The sequence below is a fragment of the Acidovorax sp. genome (genome assembly GCF_046314175.1).
Taxonomy (GTDB): Bacteria; Pseudomonadota; Gammaproteobacteria; order Burkholderiales; family Burkholderiaceae_C; genus Acidovorax.
Genome location: NZ_JBKBXG010000025.1, coordinates 1 through 16,505, shown reverse-complemented (window position 1 = coordinate 16,505; position 16,505 = coordinate 1). Strand labels below are relative to the sequence as shown.

Genomic DNA, 16,505 nt, shown 5'->3' with positions numbered 1-16,505 from the left:
AACGGGAGTTTCAGGCAGCGCCAGCTGTTCCAACGCCGCAAAGGCAGGAGCAGTGGCGTTGGCCCGGGCGCCCCGGGCCGTCCAGCTCGCAATTGTGTCTCAGTGGCTGGCCGCACCCACCTGCGCGTTGGGCTTGACGCGGTGCAGCAGGGCCAGCATGGCGGCTTCGATGCGCGCCAGGGCTTCGGTCGTGTGGCCTTCAAAGCGCAGCACCAGCACCGGGGTGGTGTTGCTGGCGCGGATCAGGCCGAAACCGTCGGGCCAGTCCACGCGCAGGCCGTCGATGGTGTTGATCTGCGCGGGCGCGGCAAAGGTTTCGGCTGCCAAGGCCTGCAGTTCGGCGGTGAGGCGGTGGGGTTCGCCCTCGGCGCAGGCCACGTTCAGTTCGGGAGTGGAATGGCTGGTGGGCAAGGCGTTGAGCACCGCGCTGGGGTCGGCGCTTTTGCTCACGATCTCCAGCAGGCGGCAGCCCGCGTAGGTGCCGTCGTCAAAGCCGTACCAGCGCTCCTTGAAGAAGATGTGGCCGCTCATCTCACCGCCCAGCGGGGAGTTGGTCTCCTTCATGCGGGCCTTGATGAGCGAATGGCCGGTCTTGTACATCACCGGCACGCCGCCCGCAGCCGCAATGGCGGGCGCCAGGCGCTGGGTGCATTTCACGTCAAAGATGATCTCGCCGCCGGGCACGCGCGAGAGCACGTCCTGCGCAAACAGCATCATCTGGCGGTCAGGGAAGATATTGGTGCCGTCCTTGGTGACGATGCCCAGGCGGTCGCCGTCGCCGTCGAAAGCCAGGCCCAGCTCGGCATCGCTGGCCTTCAAGGCCTCGATCAAATCGCGCAGGTTCTCAGGCTTGCTCGGGTCGGGATGGTGGTTGGGGAAGTTGCCATCCACCTCCGAAAACAGCTCGATCACCTCGCAACCCAGCGCACGGAAGATGTCTGGCGCCGAGGCCCCCGCAATGCCGTTACCGCAGTCCACCACGATCTTGATCGGGCGGGCCAGCTTCACGTCGCCGACGATGCGCTCGCGGTACGCGGGCAGCACGTCCTGGTGGCGTACCGAGCCGCCGGGCAGCAACTGCCAGGTCTCTTGCTCCATGGTGCGGCGCAACGCCTGAATCTCTTCGCCATAGATGGCGCGGCCATTCTGTACCATCTTGAAGCCGTTGTAGTCCTTGGGGTTGTGGCTGCCAGTGACCTGGATGCCGCTGGTACACAGCGTGCTGGCCGCAAAATACAAAAGCGGCGTGGTCACCAGGCCCACGTCGATCACTTCGATGCCCGCCTCCACCAGTCCCTGGATCAACGCTGCCGACATCGCCGGGCCGGACAGGCGCCCGTCCCGCCCCACTGCCACGGTGGTTTGGCCTTCGGCGCGTGCCGCCGTGCCAAACGCACGGCCCAGGCCCACCGCCACTTCTTCGTTCAGGGTCGACGGCACGATGCCGCGGATGTCATAGGCTTTGAAAATGGCGGGGGTAGGTTGCACGCGGAGGGGCCTTTCTTGGTGGGGGGGTGAAAAGTTCGCGAATTGTAGGCGGCACCCTTGGGCGCACCTGTCAGCCGATGCCGTCAGCCAATGCCGCGCAGTGCAACCCGCGTCCTAACAACGGCGCGAGCCACATGTCCGAAAACGGCCAGTCATGGCGAGCCAGCCTCCTATGATCCAGCCCATGTCCTTGGCCCCACCACCCTCCTTCACCGCCGCCGCTGCTGCAGATTACGCAGCAGCAGACGACAGCCGCTATCTGGCGGTGCTGGCCCGCGATGCGCGGTTTGACGGACACTTCTTTACCGCCGTCACTTCCACCGGCATTTACTGCCGCCCGGTGTGTGCGGTGCGTGCACCCCGGCGCGAAAACTGTCGCTTCTACACGCTGGCCGCACAGGCCGAGGGTGCCGGATTTCGCCCCTGCCTGCGCTGCCGCCCCGAGCTGGCGCCCCAGGCGATGGTGTGGTCGGTGCAGGACGCGAGCGGCATTCTGGTGCAGCAGGCCGTGCGATTGCTGGATGCACCCGATCTGTGGCCCACGCCATCTACACCGGGCGAAGGCGCCACAGTGGCTCGGCTGGCCGAGCGATTGGGCGTGAGCGACCGGCATCTGCGGCGCATTTTTGAGGCGGCGTTGGGCGTGTCGCCCCTGCAATACCTGCAGACCCGGCGTCTGCTGACGGCCAAACAGCTGCTCACCGACACGGCCATGCCCGTGACCCAGGTGGCGCTGGCCAGCGGGTTTGCCAGCGTGCGGCGCTTCAATGCGGCGTTCTCTGGGCACTATGGGCTGAACCCGACCCAGTTGCGACGCAGCGGCGCCACCGATGGTGCGGCCCCCGGCACAGGCCGCGCAGGTGCGGTGCGCCTGGCGTGGCGCCCGCCATTTGATGTGGCAGCGCTGCTGGCATTTTTTGAACGGCGGCAGTTCCATGGTGTGGAATGGGTACTGCCCAGCGAGGCCACCCTGCGCCGCACGGTGCGCCTGCAGCATGGCCCCACGGCAAGCACCGACCAACCCCACGAAACCACCGGCTGGCTGAGCGCCCGCTTCGACGTGGCTCGCCACCAGGTGCTGCTGCAGACGAGCGACAGCCTGTACCCGGTGCTGCCCCTTGTGATCCGCCGCGTGCGGGCCCTGCTGGACCTGGACGCAGACCCCACCGCCATCAATGCGGTGCTGCATCCGCACTTTCCTGATGGTGACGGCCTGCGGGTGCCCGGCGCGTTTGATGGGTTTGAGCTGGCGGTGCGCGCTGTGTTGGGCCAGCAGATCACGGTGGCCGCAGCGCGTACGCTGGGCCAGCGGCTGGTGGAGCGGCTGGGCGAACCCATCACCACCCCGTGGCCCGAACTGAGCCGCCTGTTCCCCACACCCGCCACACTGGCCACCGCCGACGGCGATGTGCTGGGTCAGCTGGGCATCGTGCGCCAGCGCCAGGCCGCCATCGTTGCGCTGGCCCGGGCGGTGGACAGCGGCACGCTGGCATTGCACGCGGGGGCCGACGTGGCGCAAACCACCGCCGCCCTGTGCGCCCTGCCCGGCATCGGCGACTGGACGGCGCAGTACATCGCCATGCGCGTGCTGCGCTGGCCCGACGCCTTCCCTGCGGGCGACGTGGCACTGCACAAGGCGCTGGCGGTGCAAGGGGAAAAAAACCCGGCCCGCGTCGCTACCGAGGCATCTCAGGCCTGGCGCCCGTGGCGCAGCTATGCGGTGTTGCGTGCGTGGGCGGCCGGCAGCGCGGCGGCCATCGTCTCCGACACCATAGCTTCGACACGCTGAACCAAAACCAAAACGCCCCATTGCTATAAAACCAGTAGCTATCAGCGCTTTACAATCAAGCGCTAGAGGCCAATTTGACTATAAATTCACCTCTTGTACCCATGCTCTTCCACCCCCACACCGTGCAGACGCGCACAACCACCTTGCTGGGGCCCGTGCGTCTGGCAGCGTCACCCGCTGGCCTTTCGGGCCTGTGGTTCGAGGGCCAGCGGCACGAGCCTACGCACCAGCTCTACGGCGTGGCCGCCTGGCCCGATGCGCCGGATCACCCCGTGCTGCAAAGCGCCGCTGCGCAGATACAGCATTACCTGGCGGGAAAACGCGCAGACTTTGATTTGCCGATCGACCTTTCCGGGGGCACGCCGTTTCAGCAAAGCGTGTGGCGGGCGCTGCTGGCCATTGGCCGTGGCGCCACCACCAGCTACGGAGCACTCAGCCAGCAGCTGGGCAACCCCCGGGCTGTGCGCGCGCTGGGCGCTGCCGTGGGCCGCAACCCACTGAGCGTGGTCGTGCCCTGCCACCGCGTGGTGGGCATGGACGGCAGCCTCACGGGGTACGCGGGCGGCCTTGACCGCAAAAGGGCCTTGCTCACCCTGGAGAATGCGCACCTTGTCGCCACCAGCGGCAGTCACATCAAAACCCAAGGACATGCATGAACAGCCCAGGAACCCAGCCTGTATCGACCTGGATCGGAGAATTCATCCTGCTGGCAGCCTTGTGGGGCGCATCGTTTCTCTTCATGCGGCTGGGCGCCGCAGAGTTTGGCCCCTTGCCCATGGCCGGGCTGCGCGTGGCGCTGGCCACCATGTTCCTGTGGCCCATCATGCTGCGCCAGGGCCACTGGCCCGCGTTTCGCCAGCACTGGCGGCCCATCATGCTGGCGGGGGTCATCAACTCGGCCATTCCGTTTGCCCTGTTTGCCTGGGCGGTCCTGCACATCCAGACAGGGCTGGCCTCTATCCTGAACGCCACAGTGCCGCTGTTTGGCGCGCTGGTGGCCTGGGTGTGGCTGGGCGATCGCATCAACCGGCTGCGCTGGGTGGGGCTAGCGCTGGGTTTTATCGGCGTGGCCCTGCTGGCCTGGCGTGCGCCTGCGGGCACGGGGTTCAAGACCGACAGCGCGCACTGGGCGATTGCGGCCTGCCTGCTGGCATCGGCCTTTTACGGCATATCGGCCAGCTTTGCGCGGCGCAACCTCACCGGCATTCCGCCGCTGGCCACGGCCACGGGTAGCCAGCTGGGAGCCACGCTGGGCCTGGCGCTGCCCACGGTGCTGCTGTGGCCTGCGCAAATGCCCGGCCTGCGCGCCTGGGGCGCCATCGTCGCCATCGCTGTTTTCTGCACAGGCATTGCGTACATCCTGTACTTCCGCCTGATAGCGAACGCTGGCCCTAGCCGTGCGTTAGCGGTGACTTTCATCACGCCGGTGTTCGCGGTGCTCTACGGGGCGATGTTCCTGGGTGAGAACATCACGCTCTGGATGGTAGGCTGCGCGCTGGTCATTGTGTGCGGCACGTTGTTGTCAACGGGACTTATCCGGGAGCGAAGGGCCCGCGCCGTCCTCGCTGAACGGGCCTAAACTCTGTGGATGGGTTCTACACCGGGCTTTTGCGATCTGACCAAGTCCGCTAGCGGCAGGGAGAGTGGTTTTTTGGCCGAAAGGCAGCGCCGCCACCTCTTCTTCACGCATCAACGAGGTGCGGCGACGCCTCCACCTACCGCGCAGGGGCGCCGTCGTGGGTAACAACACGCTATTGGCGGGCACAGCTCTGATGTTGCTGTTGCTGGTGCTGTCCTGGCTGCCCCCGAAAGATTTTTTGCAACCGTCGCGCCGCACTTTGGTGTGGGTGGGGTTGGCGGGCGGCGTTGTTTCGGTCGCCGCGTTTGAGGCCCTGCAATGGAACGCCCCGGAGCTGGGGGTGGTGGCGTACCCCACGGTAGCCGCTTTCATTGCACTCTTTTTTGGCGGCCAAGCGGCCATCGTGGCTGCACTCTTTGCCTTGGCCGCGGTGCTTCGGACGAGCGCATCGGCCGCAGTGCCTGCCATCGCAGTGCTCAGTGTGGCCGTTGGGCTGGGCTTGATGTGGCGCATGGGCGGAGAGCGACAACGCATTCCAGACTGGGCCCGTCTTGCGGGTCTGACGCTGACCCTGCCCGTGGCGGTCGCTGGGTGCCTCTGGGCCATCGACAGCACAGGCGACGTAGCGCTTCCCTGGCACCACGGAGCTGGGGTGCTCATGCTGGGGGTGGGCTGGTTCATCCTGACAAGCAAGGCCCGTTCTGAACTGGCGCGAGCCGACATCCAGCAAGCCCTCAAGGCTCAGGAACAGCACCTGCGCCTGGCGCTTGACGCGCTCGGCGGCGGGCGCTGGGAATGGGATGTGACCCACCGCCAATTCCGCTGTTTTGGCGCGTTCTACGAGACTTTCGGTATCTCCGACACAGACGCTGACGCGCCAGATCGGTGGCAACAGTGGTACGCCCTGCGCCACCCGCTGGACGCAGAGCGCAACGCCGCCAAACTGCGCCGCGCCATGGACGGGCTGGAGGAAACCTACGAGGCCGAGTTTCGGGTGAAGGACACCCGCGGCCAATGGCGCTGGTTGCTGTCGCGCGGCACCGTGGCCCGGCGGGACGCCGACGGGCGCCCGACTGCGCTGATCGGCATGGATGTGGACATCACGGCCCACCGGGAGGTGGAAGACGCGCTGCGTTCGTCTGAAGCCAAATACACCACCTTCTATCAGACGCTGCCAGACCCGGCAGGCATTTCCCGCATCTCAGACGGGCGCTATATCGACGTGAACCCCGCGTTCTGCGAGGTGTTGGGCATACAGCGCGAACACGTCATCGGCCGCACCTCCACCGAACTGAAGATCTGGGCCACTGAACAGGAGCGCACCCGGCTGGTGGAGGCGTTTCGCCGCCATGGCAAGGTAGACCGCCTGCCGCTGGTGGCGCAAAGCAAGGGGATTCGCATCCCTGGGCTGATGTCGGCACGCTCCGTGCTTTTGGATGGTGAAAACTGCTTTGTTTTCGTTTTCCACGACATGACCGAAGCCCAACGCGCCAGCGACGAACTGCGCGCCCTCAACAGCCTGCTGCAGCAGGCAGGCCGCCTGGCCCGGCTGGGCGCTTGGGAAGACGAGCGTGGCAAAGGCCTCATCTACTGGTCGGATGTGTGTTTTGACATCCACGGACTGGCGCCGGGGTCGCCCCTGCCGCACGACTACATCGATCGCCATGTGGCGCCGGCCTACCGCGAGCCGCTGCGCGACAACTTCCGCCTGAGCATTCTGGAGCGCCGCGAGTGGAGCATGGAGATTGAGGTGCAACACACCGATGGCAGGCTGGTGTGGGTGCGCGCCATGGGCGAACCAGTGATCGAAAACGGCCGCGTGACCCGCGTGCGCGGCGTGATGCAGGACATCGACGAGACCAAACGGGCCGAGCAGCGCCTGCGCCAGTCAGAAGACCGCTTTTCACGAATTTTTCACCTCATGCCCTACCCCATGGGCCTGTCGCACCAGAGTAACGGGCGGTATGTGGCCATCAACCCCGCGTGGGTGGAGATGATGGGCATACCCCGCGAAGAAGCTATTGGCCGCACGGCGGTGGAACTGGGCATCTTCAGTGCCGAAGACCGGGCACGGATGCTCGACGCGGTGCAAAGCAGTGGCCACCTCAGCGGCTACGAGATCACGCTGAATGTGCGCGGTGGCCCGCCGCGCACCGTGCTGCAGTCCATGCGTGCCACCGAGTTCGACGGTGAGCCCTGCTGGCTGTTTTCAGTACACGACATCACGGACCGCAAGCGCAACGAATTGCGGGTGCGCGAACGCGAAGAATTGCTTTCGCTCACCATTTCGGCCGCATCGCTGGGCCTGTGGGACTGGAACCTGCGAACAGGCACCGTCACCGGCGACAGCCGCTGGCGCGCCATGCGGGGGCTGGAGCCTTCAGACGACCCGCTCGCAACCACCCAGTGGACCCATGCCATCGCCCCCGACGACATGGACCGCATCAGTGCCGAGCTGGCCCGCCACAGTACCCACCCAGGCACACCTTTTGACGCCACCTGGAAAGTGAACCAACCCAGCGAAGATGTACGCTGGGTGCGCAACCTGGGCAAAATCGTCAGCACCGACAGCGCAGGCCAGCCCGAACGCATGCTGGGTGTCGCCATCGACGTGACCCCCCAGCGTGAACAAGAGGTGCTGCTGCAGCGCCTGGCGCTGTACGACGCCCTCACCGGCCTGCCCAACCGCGTGCTGCTGGCCCGCAAACTGCAAGAGAGCATGGCACAGGCCCGTATCAAGGGCACGTTTCTGGGCGTGGCCTACCTGGACCTGGACGGCTTCAAGCCCGTGAACGACCGCCTGGGTCACGGCGCTGGCGACCGCCTGCTGGTGGTGGTGGCCGGGCGCCTGACCCGCGCCCTGCGCCCGCTGGACACGGTCGCCCGCCTGGGTGGCGACGAGTTTGTGATACTGATGCCAGGACTGGAGTCGATTGAAGACTGCGAAGCCCTGCTGCACCGGGTGATGGAAAGCATCTCGGCCCCCTACACGCTCGACACGGAGCGCGTGGTCGTCACCGCCAGCATCGGGCACACCTTGTTTCCGCTGGACGACGCCGACGCCGACGCCCTGCTGCGCCACGCTGACCAGGCCATGTACGCGGCCAAACAAGCCGGCCGCAACCGATTTCACCAGTTCGACGCGGCGCAGGAGCGCGCCCTGCAGACGCTGCGCGAGCAGGGCCGCTTCATCCGCGATGCACTGGCCGATAGGCAGTTTGTGCTGTACCTTCAGCCCAAGGTGGACATGCGCAGTGGCACGGTGGTGGGCGCAGAAGCGCTGTCTCGCTGGCAACACCCTGAGCGCGGCATTGTGTCGCCGGGCGATTTTTTGCCGCTGCTGGAGGGCACTGAGCTGGAGATCGCCTTTGGCGAATGGGTCGTCGAGGCCGCCCTGGTCATCCTGGAGCAACTGCAACACCGCAGCATGCCGATGCCCCTCAGCGTCAACATTGCCGCCCAGCATCTGCAGCACGCTGGCTTTGCCGAGTGGATGGCCCAGTGTCTGGCGCGCCACCCCAGCGTGCCCGCACACCTCATAGAGATCGAAATCACCGAAAGCGCCGCCCTGTACGACCTGACCGCAGTGGCCGGCACCCTGACCGACCTGCGCGCCCTGGGCGTCAGCGTGTCGCTGGACGACTTTGGCACGGGCTACTCATCGCTGACCTACTTGCGGCGCCTGCCGATGGACACGCTCAAGATCGACCAGAGCTTTGTGCACGGCATGATGGGCGACCCCGGCGACCTGGCCATCGTGCAGGGCGTGATCGGCCTGGCCCGCTCGTTTGGCTACCGGGTGATTGCGGAGGGGGTGGAGACGGTAGAGCAAGGCCAGATGCTGCTACAGCTGGGTTGCATGCAGGCACAGGGGTACTGCATTGCACGGCCGATGCCGCCGGAACATTTCATCGAGTGGGCAGACGGCTGGGTGCCGCCGACAGGCTGGCAGCGTACGCGGCCTCACTAGTGAAAAGTACGTTTGCGCTTTTCCCGCAAGGACTTTAAGCTATCTTTTTCATATCTCATCTGCCTGCGACAAACAAAGTCTGCGACCTCAACGCAGCCGCCCTACTCGCTGCGCTGCAACTCGCCCCAAAACAAAACATTTCGTCAGCCCCACCAGATCATGATGAGTGTGGCTTGCGGCAAGTGCCCAATGCCCTTGCCGCATCGTGTGTGAATCGCCCTACGCACCAACGGCGGCGCGACACATCGCAACCAGTTCCGGCGCCCGCAGCCTGCAGCACCTCATTGCAGGCTGGCAGCGGGCGGCATCCTGGATGGCGAGGCTCGCTTGATCTTGCGAAATACCGTGCGGACCGCCCGCGCTAGCGCCTCGTCGAGCGCGGTGCGCCAGTCACCAGCTACCGAGGAAACCACCACCAGTCCACGCCCTTCTGTTTTGACTGCAAGTTGGCAACGCTTGTCGCGCCCACCGCGCGGACCGTTAAGGTCTGACAGCTGCACCTCGGCACGGGGCACCTGCCAGCCCAGTCGGCGGAACACAAACCGCACCCGGCGCTCGACCTGTTCGCGCATGTTGGAGCCTTCTGGATCACGTGTTCTAAAAAGCACTTGCATGACATGTCTCCTGGTTGAAAAGAGCCTCAAGGCTATGGCGGGTGCATTTCAGGAACCAGCAGGTTTTTTGGAAGCCAGACCTCGTGTGGGACTGAATAAGCACCCCATCGGTTTTATCTACGTGAAACTGCGGCTAAAGCAGGTTTTTACGAAACGATGAACCCCCTAGATTGCGGTGTCTGCAACACAACCGTCGAAAGAGCCCGCCATGAAAATCCGCCCCACACGCACCACTTTGCTGCTGGACAAACTGCGCCAGATCCTGGAAGAAGTCCGTCGGTTTCTGGCTGCGCCCGCCAGGTCTGAACGGCAGCCTGTGCTGATCCCCATCAAGGCCGAACGGCGGGTGCGGGCCGGCCACCCGACCAACCGCTATCGCAACTACGACTAGTGTGGTGTTGCACGCTTGACGGCACATTTAAAACCGATGGATTTTTGGTCTGGGCAAGGCGCAAACCACAGCGATACCCGTAGGTATCGCGAGGATTTGCAACGCAGCCCCGGCCGAAAAGACGCGGTTTTAAGTGCCGGATAGCGTGCAACGCCACACTAGCCGTCTCTCCGTACACGCCACGGCTTCCGCATCTGCACAGGAGGACTTCATGCGCAACTACCCCCACAACAGCCTCGAAGCCGGCGCCCGCATCGTGGCTCTGGTACTGATCTCAGACGGCAACGTTTGCCGCTCGGAGATCGACACGCTCCAGTATCTGGAGCTGGAAAAGGAACTCGGGCTGGACCCCGGGGCATTCGCCCGTGTAGTCCGCGACCTCTGTGAGGACCTGTTGATGGGCGCGCACCACAACCGCTCCATGACGGCGCACCTGGATGAAACGATGTTGGCATCCATGATGTCTGCCATCAGTGCAGAACCCTTGCAGCACAAGGTGCTGCACCTTGCCGCTGCCGCCGCACAGGCAGACCACCATCTGGCAGAGGCTGAAGAACGGGTGATGGCATCGGCCTGGCGCCACTGGTCACCGGAGCCAGTCACAGTGCCTTGAACTGGAGCAAACGCCTCTCAGGCCTGCTCGCTCGCAGCAATGATTTGCTTGACCAGCGGGTGGTGGAGCCCGCGGCGCGAACGGATGGCGTGGATTTCCTCGCGCACATCTTCGCACTGTCCCAGCAGCCTGAGGCCGCGCATCTGCCCTACGTCACCAGCGCCGAGCTGACTCACCGGAAAAACGCCCATGCCCCGCGCGGAAAACACCGCCAGCAGTGCGCTGTCTTCAAATTCGCCGACGATTCGCGGACGAATCCCCTTGGTGTCGAACCAGTGGTCCAGCGCGATGCGCAGTGCAGAGTGACCGGTGGGCAACAACACGGGCAGGTTGCTCAATGAATGCGGAAACCCCTCGCGCTGGGCTTTGCCCACCAGCTTGGCCGGTCCGTACCAGTGCACGCCAGAGTCCACCAGCCGCTCACTGGTCAGCCGCAGGTTGGGGTTGCGCGGTGCCGGCTGCCCGGCCAGCACGATATCGAGCTGGTGCAGGGCCAGTTCGGCAAGCAGTTGTTCGAATTCGCCTTCGTGACACACCAGCCGCAGATCGGGCGTTTCGAGCACCGGGGCCAGCAGCGCGTGCGCGGCCAGCTTCGAGATCCCGTCGGACAGCCCGACCGACAACTGCGCCACCCGGCCGGTGGCGGCCTCGCGGACCTCGTCCGGAAGCGACTGGCCAAGGGTGAAAATTTCCTCGGCACGTTTGAATGCAGCGTGCCCAGCTGGCGTGGGCGCAACCCCCCTGCCCGCCGGCTTGAGCAACTGGTGCCCCAGCTGCTTTTCCAGCTCGCGCACTTGGGCACTGATGGTCTGCACCGCCATGTCCAGGCGTTCGGCGGCCCGCGCAAACCCGCCCTCCTTGATGACAACCCAAAAGTAGTAGAGGTGGCGGTAATTCAACATGTGGAATCAGCTTCGGGAAAACCGCATCTTAGTTGCGGGCAGGGTTGGTTTATCCAGCGCCATTCCCTCGCCAGACTACGGGTTCTCGCACCCGCAGTCTGACTATTGGACTATCTGATCTATTTCGAAGAAGAGGAACAACACATGCTTTACATCGCCAACTGGACACTCGTCACCGTGCTGCTCGGGCTGTGGTCGCTGGCCGCCTGGGCGTTTCATGGGGTGGTGGTCTGGGCCGTGACCAAGGCTCCGTTGCTCACCGGCCCAGCGGCAGATCTTTCATCCGTTCCCGTGCCTGCGTGGCTGATGCAGTTTTTGCCGGTCGAGGCCATTCAGGCACTGATCGTGGGCCTGACAGAAACGTGGACCATGCTGGCCGGCCTATTTCAGGCTGCCCCCTCTGTGGCTTCGGGCGTCACTGTCGTGACCTGGACGGTATGGGGGCTGGGCAGCGCAGTGCTGGTCGCATTGGGCGTGGGTGTGCACATCTGCGTGTCGCTGTGGGGCCGGCGCAGTATGGGCGCCGCCAAGCTGTCCGGGTAAGGTCCGCTCGGGGCGGCGAGCCGCCCCCACTTCGACAAAGGCGGGCAGCGCAGCCGATCAGCCGATCAGCCCACCAGATCCTTCACCTGCTGCAACGCCGCCGGGTCTTCCATCGTCGTCAAGTCGCCCGGATCGCGCCGCTCGGCCACGGCCTGCAGCGCACGGCGCAGCAGTTTGCCGCTGCGGGTCTTGGGCAGCACGGTGACGAAGTAGACGCGTGACGGCCGGGCCACGGCGCCAAGCTGGTTGTCCACCTGCTTCATCACTTCGCCTTCGAGTTTGAGGCGCGCAGCATCGTCCGTCAGGCCCGAGGCATCGCGCGCCACGGCAAAGGCCATGGCTACCTGGCCCTTGAGGCTATCGGCCACGCCCACCACGGCCACTTCGGCGATGTTGGGGTGCGAGGCAATGCTCTCCTCGATCTCGCGCGTGCCCAGGCGGTGGCCTGCCACGTTGATCACGTCGTCAGTGCGGCCCAGGATGAAGTGATAGCCGTCCGCATCGCGGATACCCCAGTCAAAAGTGCTGTAGATCAGGCGGCCGGGGATGCTCTTCCAGTAGGTGTTCACAAAGCGCGCGTCGTCGCGCCACACGGTCTGCATGCAGCCGGGGGGCAGCGGGCCTTCGATGGCGACCACGCCCTTCTGGTTGGCACCGGTCAGCTCTTCGCCGTTGCTTTCGTCGATCAGCTTGACGTGGTAGCCGTACATGGCCTTGCCGGGGCTGCCAAAGCGTGTGGTCTGCTGCTCCACACCATTGGCCAGCGTCAGGATGGGCCAGCCGGTTTCGGTCTGCCAGTAGTTATCGATGATGGGCACCTGCAGCGCGTCGCTGATCCACTGGGCCGTGGGCTCGTCCAGCGGTTCACCCGCCAGCCACAGGGCCTTGAGCGTGTTGACGTTGTATTTCTTGAGCCAGCTCGCGTCCTGCTTCTTGAGCACCCGCACCGCCGTGGGGGCCGAGAACATGTGGGTCACCTGGTACTTTTCGACAATGCTCCACCATACGCCCGCATCAGGCCGCGTGGGCAGGCCCTCGTACATGATGGTGGTCATGCCCGCAATCAGCGGGCCGTAGACAATGTAGCTGTGCCCCACCACCCAGCCGATGTCGCTGGTCGCAAAGTAGGTGTCGCCAGGTTTCGCATCAAAGATGTGTTTCATGCTGGCGGCCAGCGCCACCGTGTAGCCGCCCGTGTCGCGCTGCACGCCCTTGGGCTTGCCAGTAGTGCCGCTGGTGTAAAGCGTGTAGCTGGGGTGGGTGGATTCGACCCATTCGCAGGGCACCACGGTGTTCAGATGCTGCTCGCGCAGGGCTGTCCAGTCGTGGTCGCGGCCCGGCTGCAGGTGCATGGGCGCAAGGCCCCGGTTGATCATCAGCACGGCAGAGGGCTTGTGTTTGGAGAGCGCAATGGCTTCGTCCAGCAGCGGCTTGTAGGGCACCACCTTGCCGCCGCGCGACCCGGCATCAGCGCTGACCACGGCCACGGGTTCGGCGTCTTCAATGCGCGAGGCCAGCGAGCCCGATGCGAAGCCGCCAAACACCACCGAATGCAGCGCACCAATGCGCACGCAGGCCAGCATAGCAAAGGCGGCTTCGGCAATCATGGGCATGTAGATGAGCACGCGGTCGCCCTTCTTCACGCCCAGGCCCTGCAACACGGCCGCCATGCGCTGCACCTCGGCGTGCAGCTCGGCAAAGCTGTAGCTGCGCTCAGTCTCCGTTTCGGTAGAGATGGCCACCAGCGCTGGCTGGCTGGCGCGCGTGGCCAGGTGCCGGTCTACCGCGTTGTGGCACAGGTTGGTGGTGCCGCCCACAAACCACTTGGCAAACGGTGGGTTGCTGTAGTCGCAGACCTGCTGAGGCGGGGTCTTCCACTCGATCAACTGGGCCTGCTCGGCCCAAAAGGCGTCGGGCTGGTCGATGGACTGGCGGTAGAAATCAGCGTATGCGGTCATGGTGGGTGTCTCCTCGGCATCTCTCTGCCTGCCAAGACAGCAGGTTTTGAATTCATAATTATTCATAACGGGCTTGCGGGAAGCTGACGTGGCGATGGTGGGAGCAGAACAAGCCACCTTCGCCCCGCGCATCTGGACATGCCCTGCCCGGCGCTGCCACCGCAAGATGCCCCGTTGAAAACGTCCAGGCTGCAACCTCTTCGTCATGGCCCGCAGCATAGACTTCGAGGTCCGTTGTGTATGCATCTATATGACCGCATGCGGCCAACATGCAGGGGGCTGGATGCGATGCATGCCTCTGCTCTTTTTCCTTGCCGTAGATTTGCCTCCACGCCTGCCCGGGCACCCCCCCCCAAAAAAAACCATGACGCCCGAACGCCCAGCAGACATCATCCCCGTTCAGGAACGCCCGGCCCCCGTGAGTTTTGGCGAGGCCTTTCTCTTCTGGCTCAAGCTCGGTTTCATCAGCTTTGGCGGCCCTGCGGGCCAGATTGCGATCATGCATGCCGAGCTGGTAGAGCGCCGCCGCTGGATCAGCGAAAAGCGGTTTCTGCACGCCCTCAACTACTGCATGATGCTGCCCGGCCCCGAGGCCCAGCAGCTGGCCACCTACATCGGCTGGCTCATGCACCGCACCTGGGGCGGCATCGTGGCCGGGGCGCTGTTTGTGCTGCCCTCACTGTTCATCCTGATCGCGCTGTCGTGGGTGTACCTGCGTTTTGGCGACGTGCCGGTGGTGGCGGGCATCTTCTACGGCATCAAGCCCGCCGTGACGGCGCTGGTGCTGCACGCTGCGCACCGCATTGGCACGCGGGCCCTCAAGAACGGCTGGATGTGGGGCATTGCCGCGGCATCGTTTGTGGCCATCTTTGGGCTCAACACGCCCTTCCCGGCCATTGTGCTGGCCGCCGGGCTCATCGGTTACTTTGGTTCACAGCGCTGGCCCGCCGTGTTTGTCCTGGGCGGCGGCCATGCCAACGGCCACCAAGGCTACGGCCTGGCTTTGATAGACGACGACACACCTACGCCGGCCCACGCCCGCTTCTCACGCAGCCACCTGACCAAGGTGCTGGCCGCTGGGCTGGCGCTATGGCTGGCGGCCATGGCCGTGCTCGTGGCCACGCAAGGCTGGCAGGGCACGCTCACGCAGATGGGCTGGTTCTTCACCAAGGCAGCGCTGGTCACCTTTGGCGGCGCCTATGCGGTGCTGCCCTATGTGTACCAAGGCGCAGTAGATCAGTACCAGTGGCTCAGCGGCCCCCAGATGATCGATGGGCTGGCGCTGGGCGAGACCACGCCCGGTCCGCTGATCATGGTGGTGGCCTTCGTCGGCTTTGTGGGCGGATGGCTGCAGCAGGTGTGGGGGCCGGATGCGTTGTTTGCCGGTGCCGCCGCCGCCGCTACGGTCGTGACGTTTGTGACCTTTCTGCCCTCCTTCATCTTCATCCTGGCCGGCGGTCCGGCGGTGGAGGCCACCCACGGCAAGCTTGGGTTCACCGCGCCGCTGTCGGCCATCACCGCTGCCGTGGTGGGCGTGATCCTGAACCTAGCGCTGTTTTTTGCCTACCACCTGCTGTGGCCGCAAGGCTTTGGAGGGGCGTTTGATGCCGTATCAGCCGTGATTGCTGCCTTGGCGCTGGTGGGGCTGTTTCGTTTCAAGACCGGTGTAATGACCCTGCTGGGCATGTGCGCGATAGCGGGGCTGTCACTAACGTTTTTGCAATCGTGGCTTGCCTGAGCGGCGGCCTGCCCCAGCACGGTCCAGGCGTCGAATCGCTACTTATTTAATAGCTACCAGCTATTTATGGATAAGCGCTATACGCCAAAAACATCAAGTTGGCTGGTGGGCTCGAGTAGCCCCCACTTCTGATGCCTCAGGCGGCAGCCCTGCCCCAGCGCGCCGGGTCTGGCGCCCACCCATGGTTGTCGTCGATGTCGAGCAACGCGCCCACACTGCGCCCCAGGTCCACCGCCAGCACGTCGGCCGCCGCCTTCGCCCCGGCATCGCTGCGCTGGGCGGACGTCACAAACGCAGTGAACGCAGCCCAGTCCCGCGCCATGTGGTCCACCAGAATGCGCGCCAGCTCGTACGACAGCAGATTGCCGTCATCGGTGCGCTGAAACGACGTGCCCGCCCAGAACTCCTGCATGCGCTCGGGCGTCCAGAAGCGCTGGTGCAGATAGTGCAACTGCGCAGCGGTGTGCTGCGCCGGTGGCGCGCCCTTCAGGCGGCGCTCGGTGTTCACGGCCAAGCCCTCATCCAGCCAGGTCGGCAGGTGCAGGTGGGCCAGCGCGTTGTGCGTCATCTCGTGGGCAATCACCGGCTCGATGGCGGCCAGGTCGGCTGCCACGACCACAAAATGCGGGCACCCAAAATGGATAAACATGCCGCCGCTGCGTGCAAACTCGCCGTCCTCGCCATAGAACTGCGCCACGTAGTGGTAGTAGGTGTCCTCATCTTCCAGCACCAGCAGGATGCTTTTTTCTGCCACAGGGAAATGCGCCATGCCCGCCAGCAGCCGGTCGATGCGCTGACGTGTGGTGGTCACATAGCGCGCGGTGGCGCGCGCCACCGACGGTTCCAGCGGCGACAGGATGAAGCAATCCGCCCCTTCGTGCAGGTGCATATGTGTGCCCAGCGCATCGCGCAGGTGCAGC

The 16,505-nt window shown here is 64.8% G+C and carries 13 protein-coding genes; 8 read left to right on the top strand and 5 right to left on the bottom strand.

Annotated elements, in window-relative coordinates; genetic code table 11:
- Positions 1-99: 99 nt before the first annotated feature.
- Positions 100-1,488, bottom strand: a complete 1,389-nt coding sequence (locus ACK4OE_RS09295) for a phosphomannomutase/phosphoglucomutase (protein WP_409884515.1) — start codon at positions 1,486-1,488, stop codon at positions 100-102.
- Positions 1,489-1,672: 184 nt separating this feature from the next.
- Here ACK4OE_RS09295 and ACK4OE_RS09290 point away from each other — a divergent pair, with 184 nt between their 5' ends.
- The 4 genes from ACK4OE_RS09290 (at position 1,673) to ACK4OE_RS09275 (ending at position 8,826) form a co-directional block, all read left to right on the top strand.
- Positions 1,673-3,277, top strand: coding sequence for a DNA-3-methyladenine glycosylase 2 family protein (locus ACK4OE_RS09290; RefSeq protein ID WP_409884513.1), 1,605 nt, complete (start codon positions 1,673-1,675; stop codon positions 3,275-3,277).
- A gap of 101 nt (positions 3,278-3,378) precedes the next feature.
- Complete coding sequence (locus ACK4OE_RS09285; RefSeq protein WP_409884512.1) at positions 3,379-3,933, top strand: methylated-DNA--[protein]-cysteine S-methyltransferase; 555 nt, start codon at positions 3,379-3,381, stop codon at positions 3,931-3,933.
- Entirely contained in the window at positions 3,930-4,856 is a 927-nt protein-coding gene (locus tag ACK4OE_RS09280) for a DMT family transporter (RefSeq protein WP_409884511.1), read from the top strand. Before ACK4OE_RS09285 ends, ACK4OE_RS09280 begins: the two co-directional genes overlap by 4 nt.
- 193 nt (positions 4,857-5,049) lie before the next feature.
- Positions 5,050-8,826, top strand: a complete 3,777-nt coding sequence (locus tag ACK4OE_RS09275; RefSeq protein ID WP_409884509.1) for an EAL domain-containing protein — start codon at positions 5,050-5,052, stop codon at positions 8,824-8,826.
- Between the two features lie 281 nt (positions 8,827-9,107).
- Here ACK4OE_RS09275 and ACK4OE_RS09270 read toward each other — a convergent pair whose 3' ends face one another.
- Positions 9,108-9,440 (bottom strand): HPF/RaiA family ribosome-associated protein, encoded by a 333-nt coding sequence (locus ACK4OE_RS09270; protein WP_409884508.1) that lies wholly within the window; start codon positions 9,438-9,440, stop codon positions 9,108-9,110.
- A gap of 208 nt (positions 9,441-9,648) precedes the next feature.
- Here ACK4OE_RS09270 and ACK4OE_RS09265 point away from each other — a divergent pair, with 208 nt between their 5' ends.
- Positions 9,649-9,831 carry a hypothetical protein gene (locus tag ACK4OE_RS09265; RefSeq protein WP_409884507.1) on the top strand — a complete coding sequence of 61 codons (183 nt, stop codon included), beginning with the start codon at positions 9,649-9,651 and terminating at the stop codon, positions 9,829-9,831.
- A 211-nt stretch (positions 9,832-10,042) separates the two neighbouring features.
- Positions 10,043-10,444: a TerB family tellurite resistance protein gene (locus tag ACK4OE_RS09260; protein ID WP_409884505.1), complete on the top strand. Its 402-nt coding sequence runs from the start codon at positions 10,043-10,045 to the stop codon at positions 10,442-10,444.
- A gap of 17 nt (positions 10,445-10,461) precedes the next feature.
- Here the strand turns inward: ACK4OE_RS09260 and ACK4OE_RS09255 are convergent, their stop codons facing one another.
- On the bottom strand, positions 10,462-11,346 hold the full coding sequence (locus ACK4OE_RS09255; RefSeq protein ID WP_409884504.1) for a LysR family transcriptional regulator: 885 nt from the start codon (positions 11,344-11,346) through the stop codon (positions 10,462-10,464).
- A gap of 144 nt (positions 11,347-11,490) precedes the next feature.
- On the opposite strand from ACK4OE_RS09255, the gene ACK4OE_RS09250 reads away from it, so the two are divergent.
- On the top strand, positions 11,491-11,889 hold the full coding sequence (locus tag ACK4OE_RS09250; RefSeq protein ID WP_409884503.1) for a hypothetical protein: 399 nt from the start codon (positions 11,491-11,493) through the stop codon (positions 11,887-11,889).
- A 65-nt stretch (positions 11,890-11,954) separates the two neighbouring features.
- Here the strand turns inward: ACK4OE_RS09250 and ACK4OE_RS09245 are convergent, their stop codons facing one another.
- The gene (locus tag ACK4OE_RS09245; protein WP_409884501.1) at positions 11,955-13,913 is read right to left on the bottom strand and encodes a propionate--CoA ligase; all 1,959 of its coding nucleotides are present in this window, start codon (positions 13,911-13,913) and stop codon (positions 11,955-11,957) included.
- Positions 13,914-14,211: 298 nt separating this feature from the next.
- Here ACK4OE_RS09245 and chrA point away from each other — a divergent pair, with 298 nt between their 5' ends.
- Positions 14,212-15,585: a chromate efflux transporter gene (gene chrA / locus ACK4OE_RS09240; RefSeq protein ID WP_409884498.1), complete on the top strand. Its 1,374-nt coding sequence runs from the start codon at positions 14,212-14,214 to the stop codon at positions 15,583-15,585.
- Positions 15,586-15,721: 136 nt separating this feature from the next.
- Here chrA and ACK4OE_RS09235 read toward each other — a convergent pair.
- Positions 15,722-16,505, bottom strand: a 784-nt coding sequence (locus ACK4OE_RS09235) for a hypothetical protein (protein ID WP_409884496.1), incomplete at its 5' end; no start/stop codon positions are given.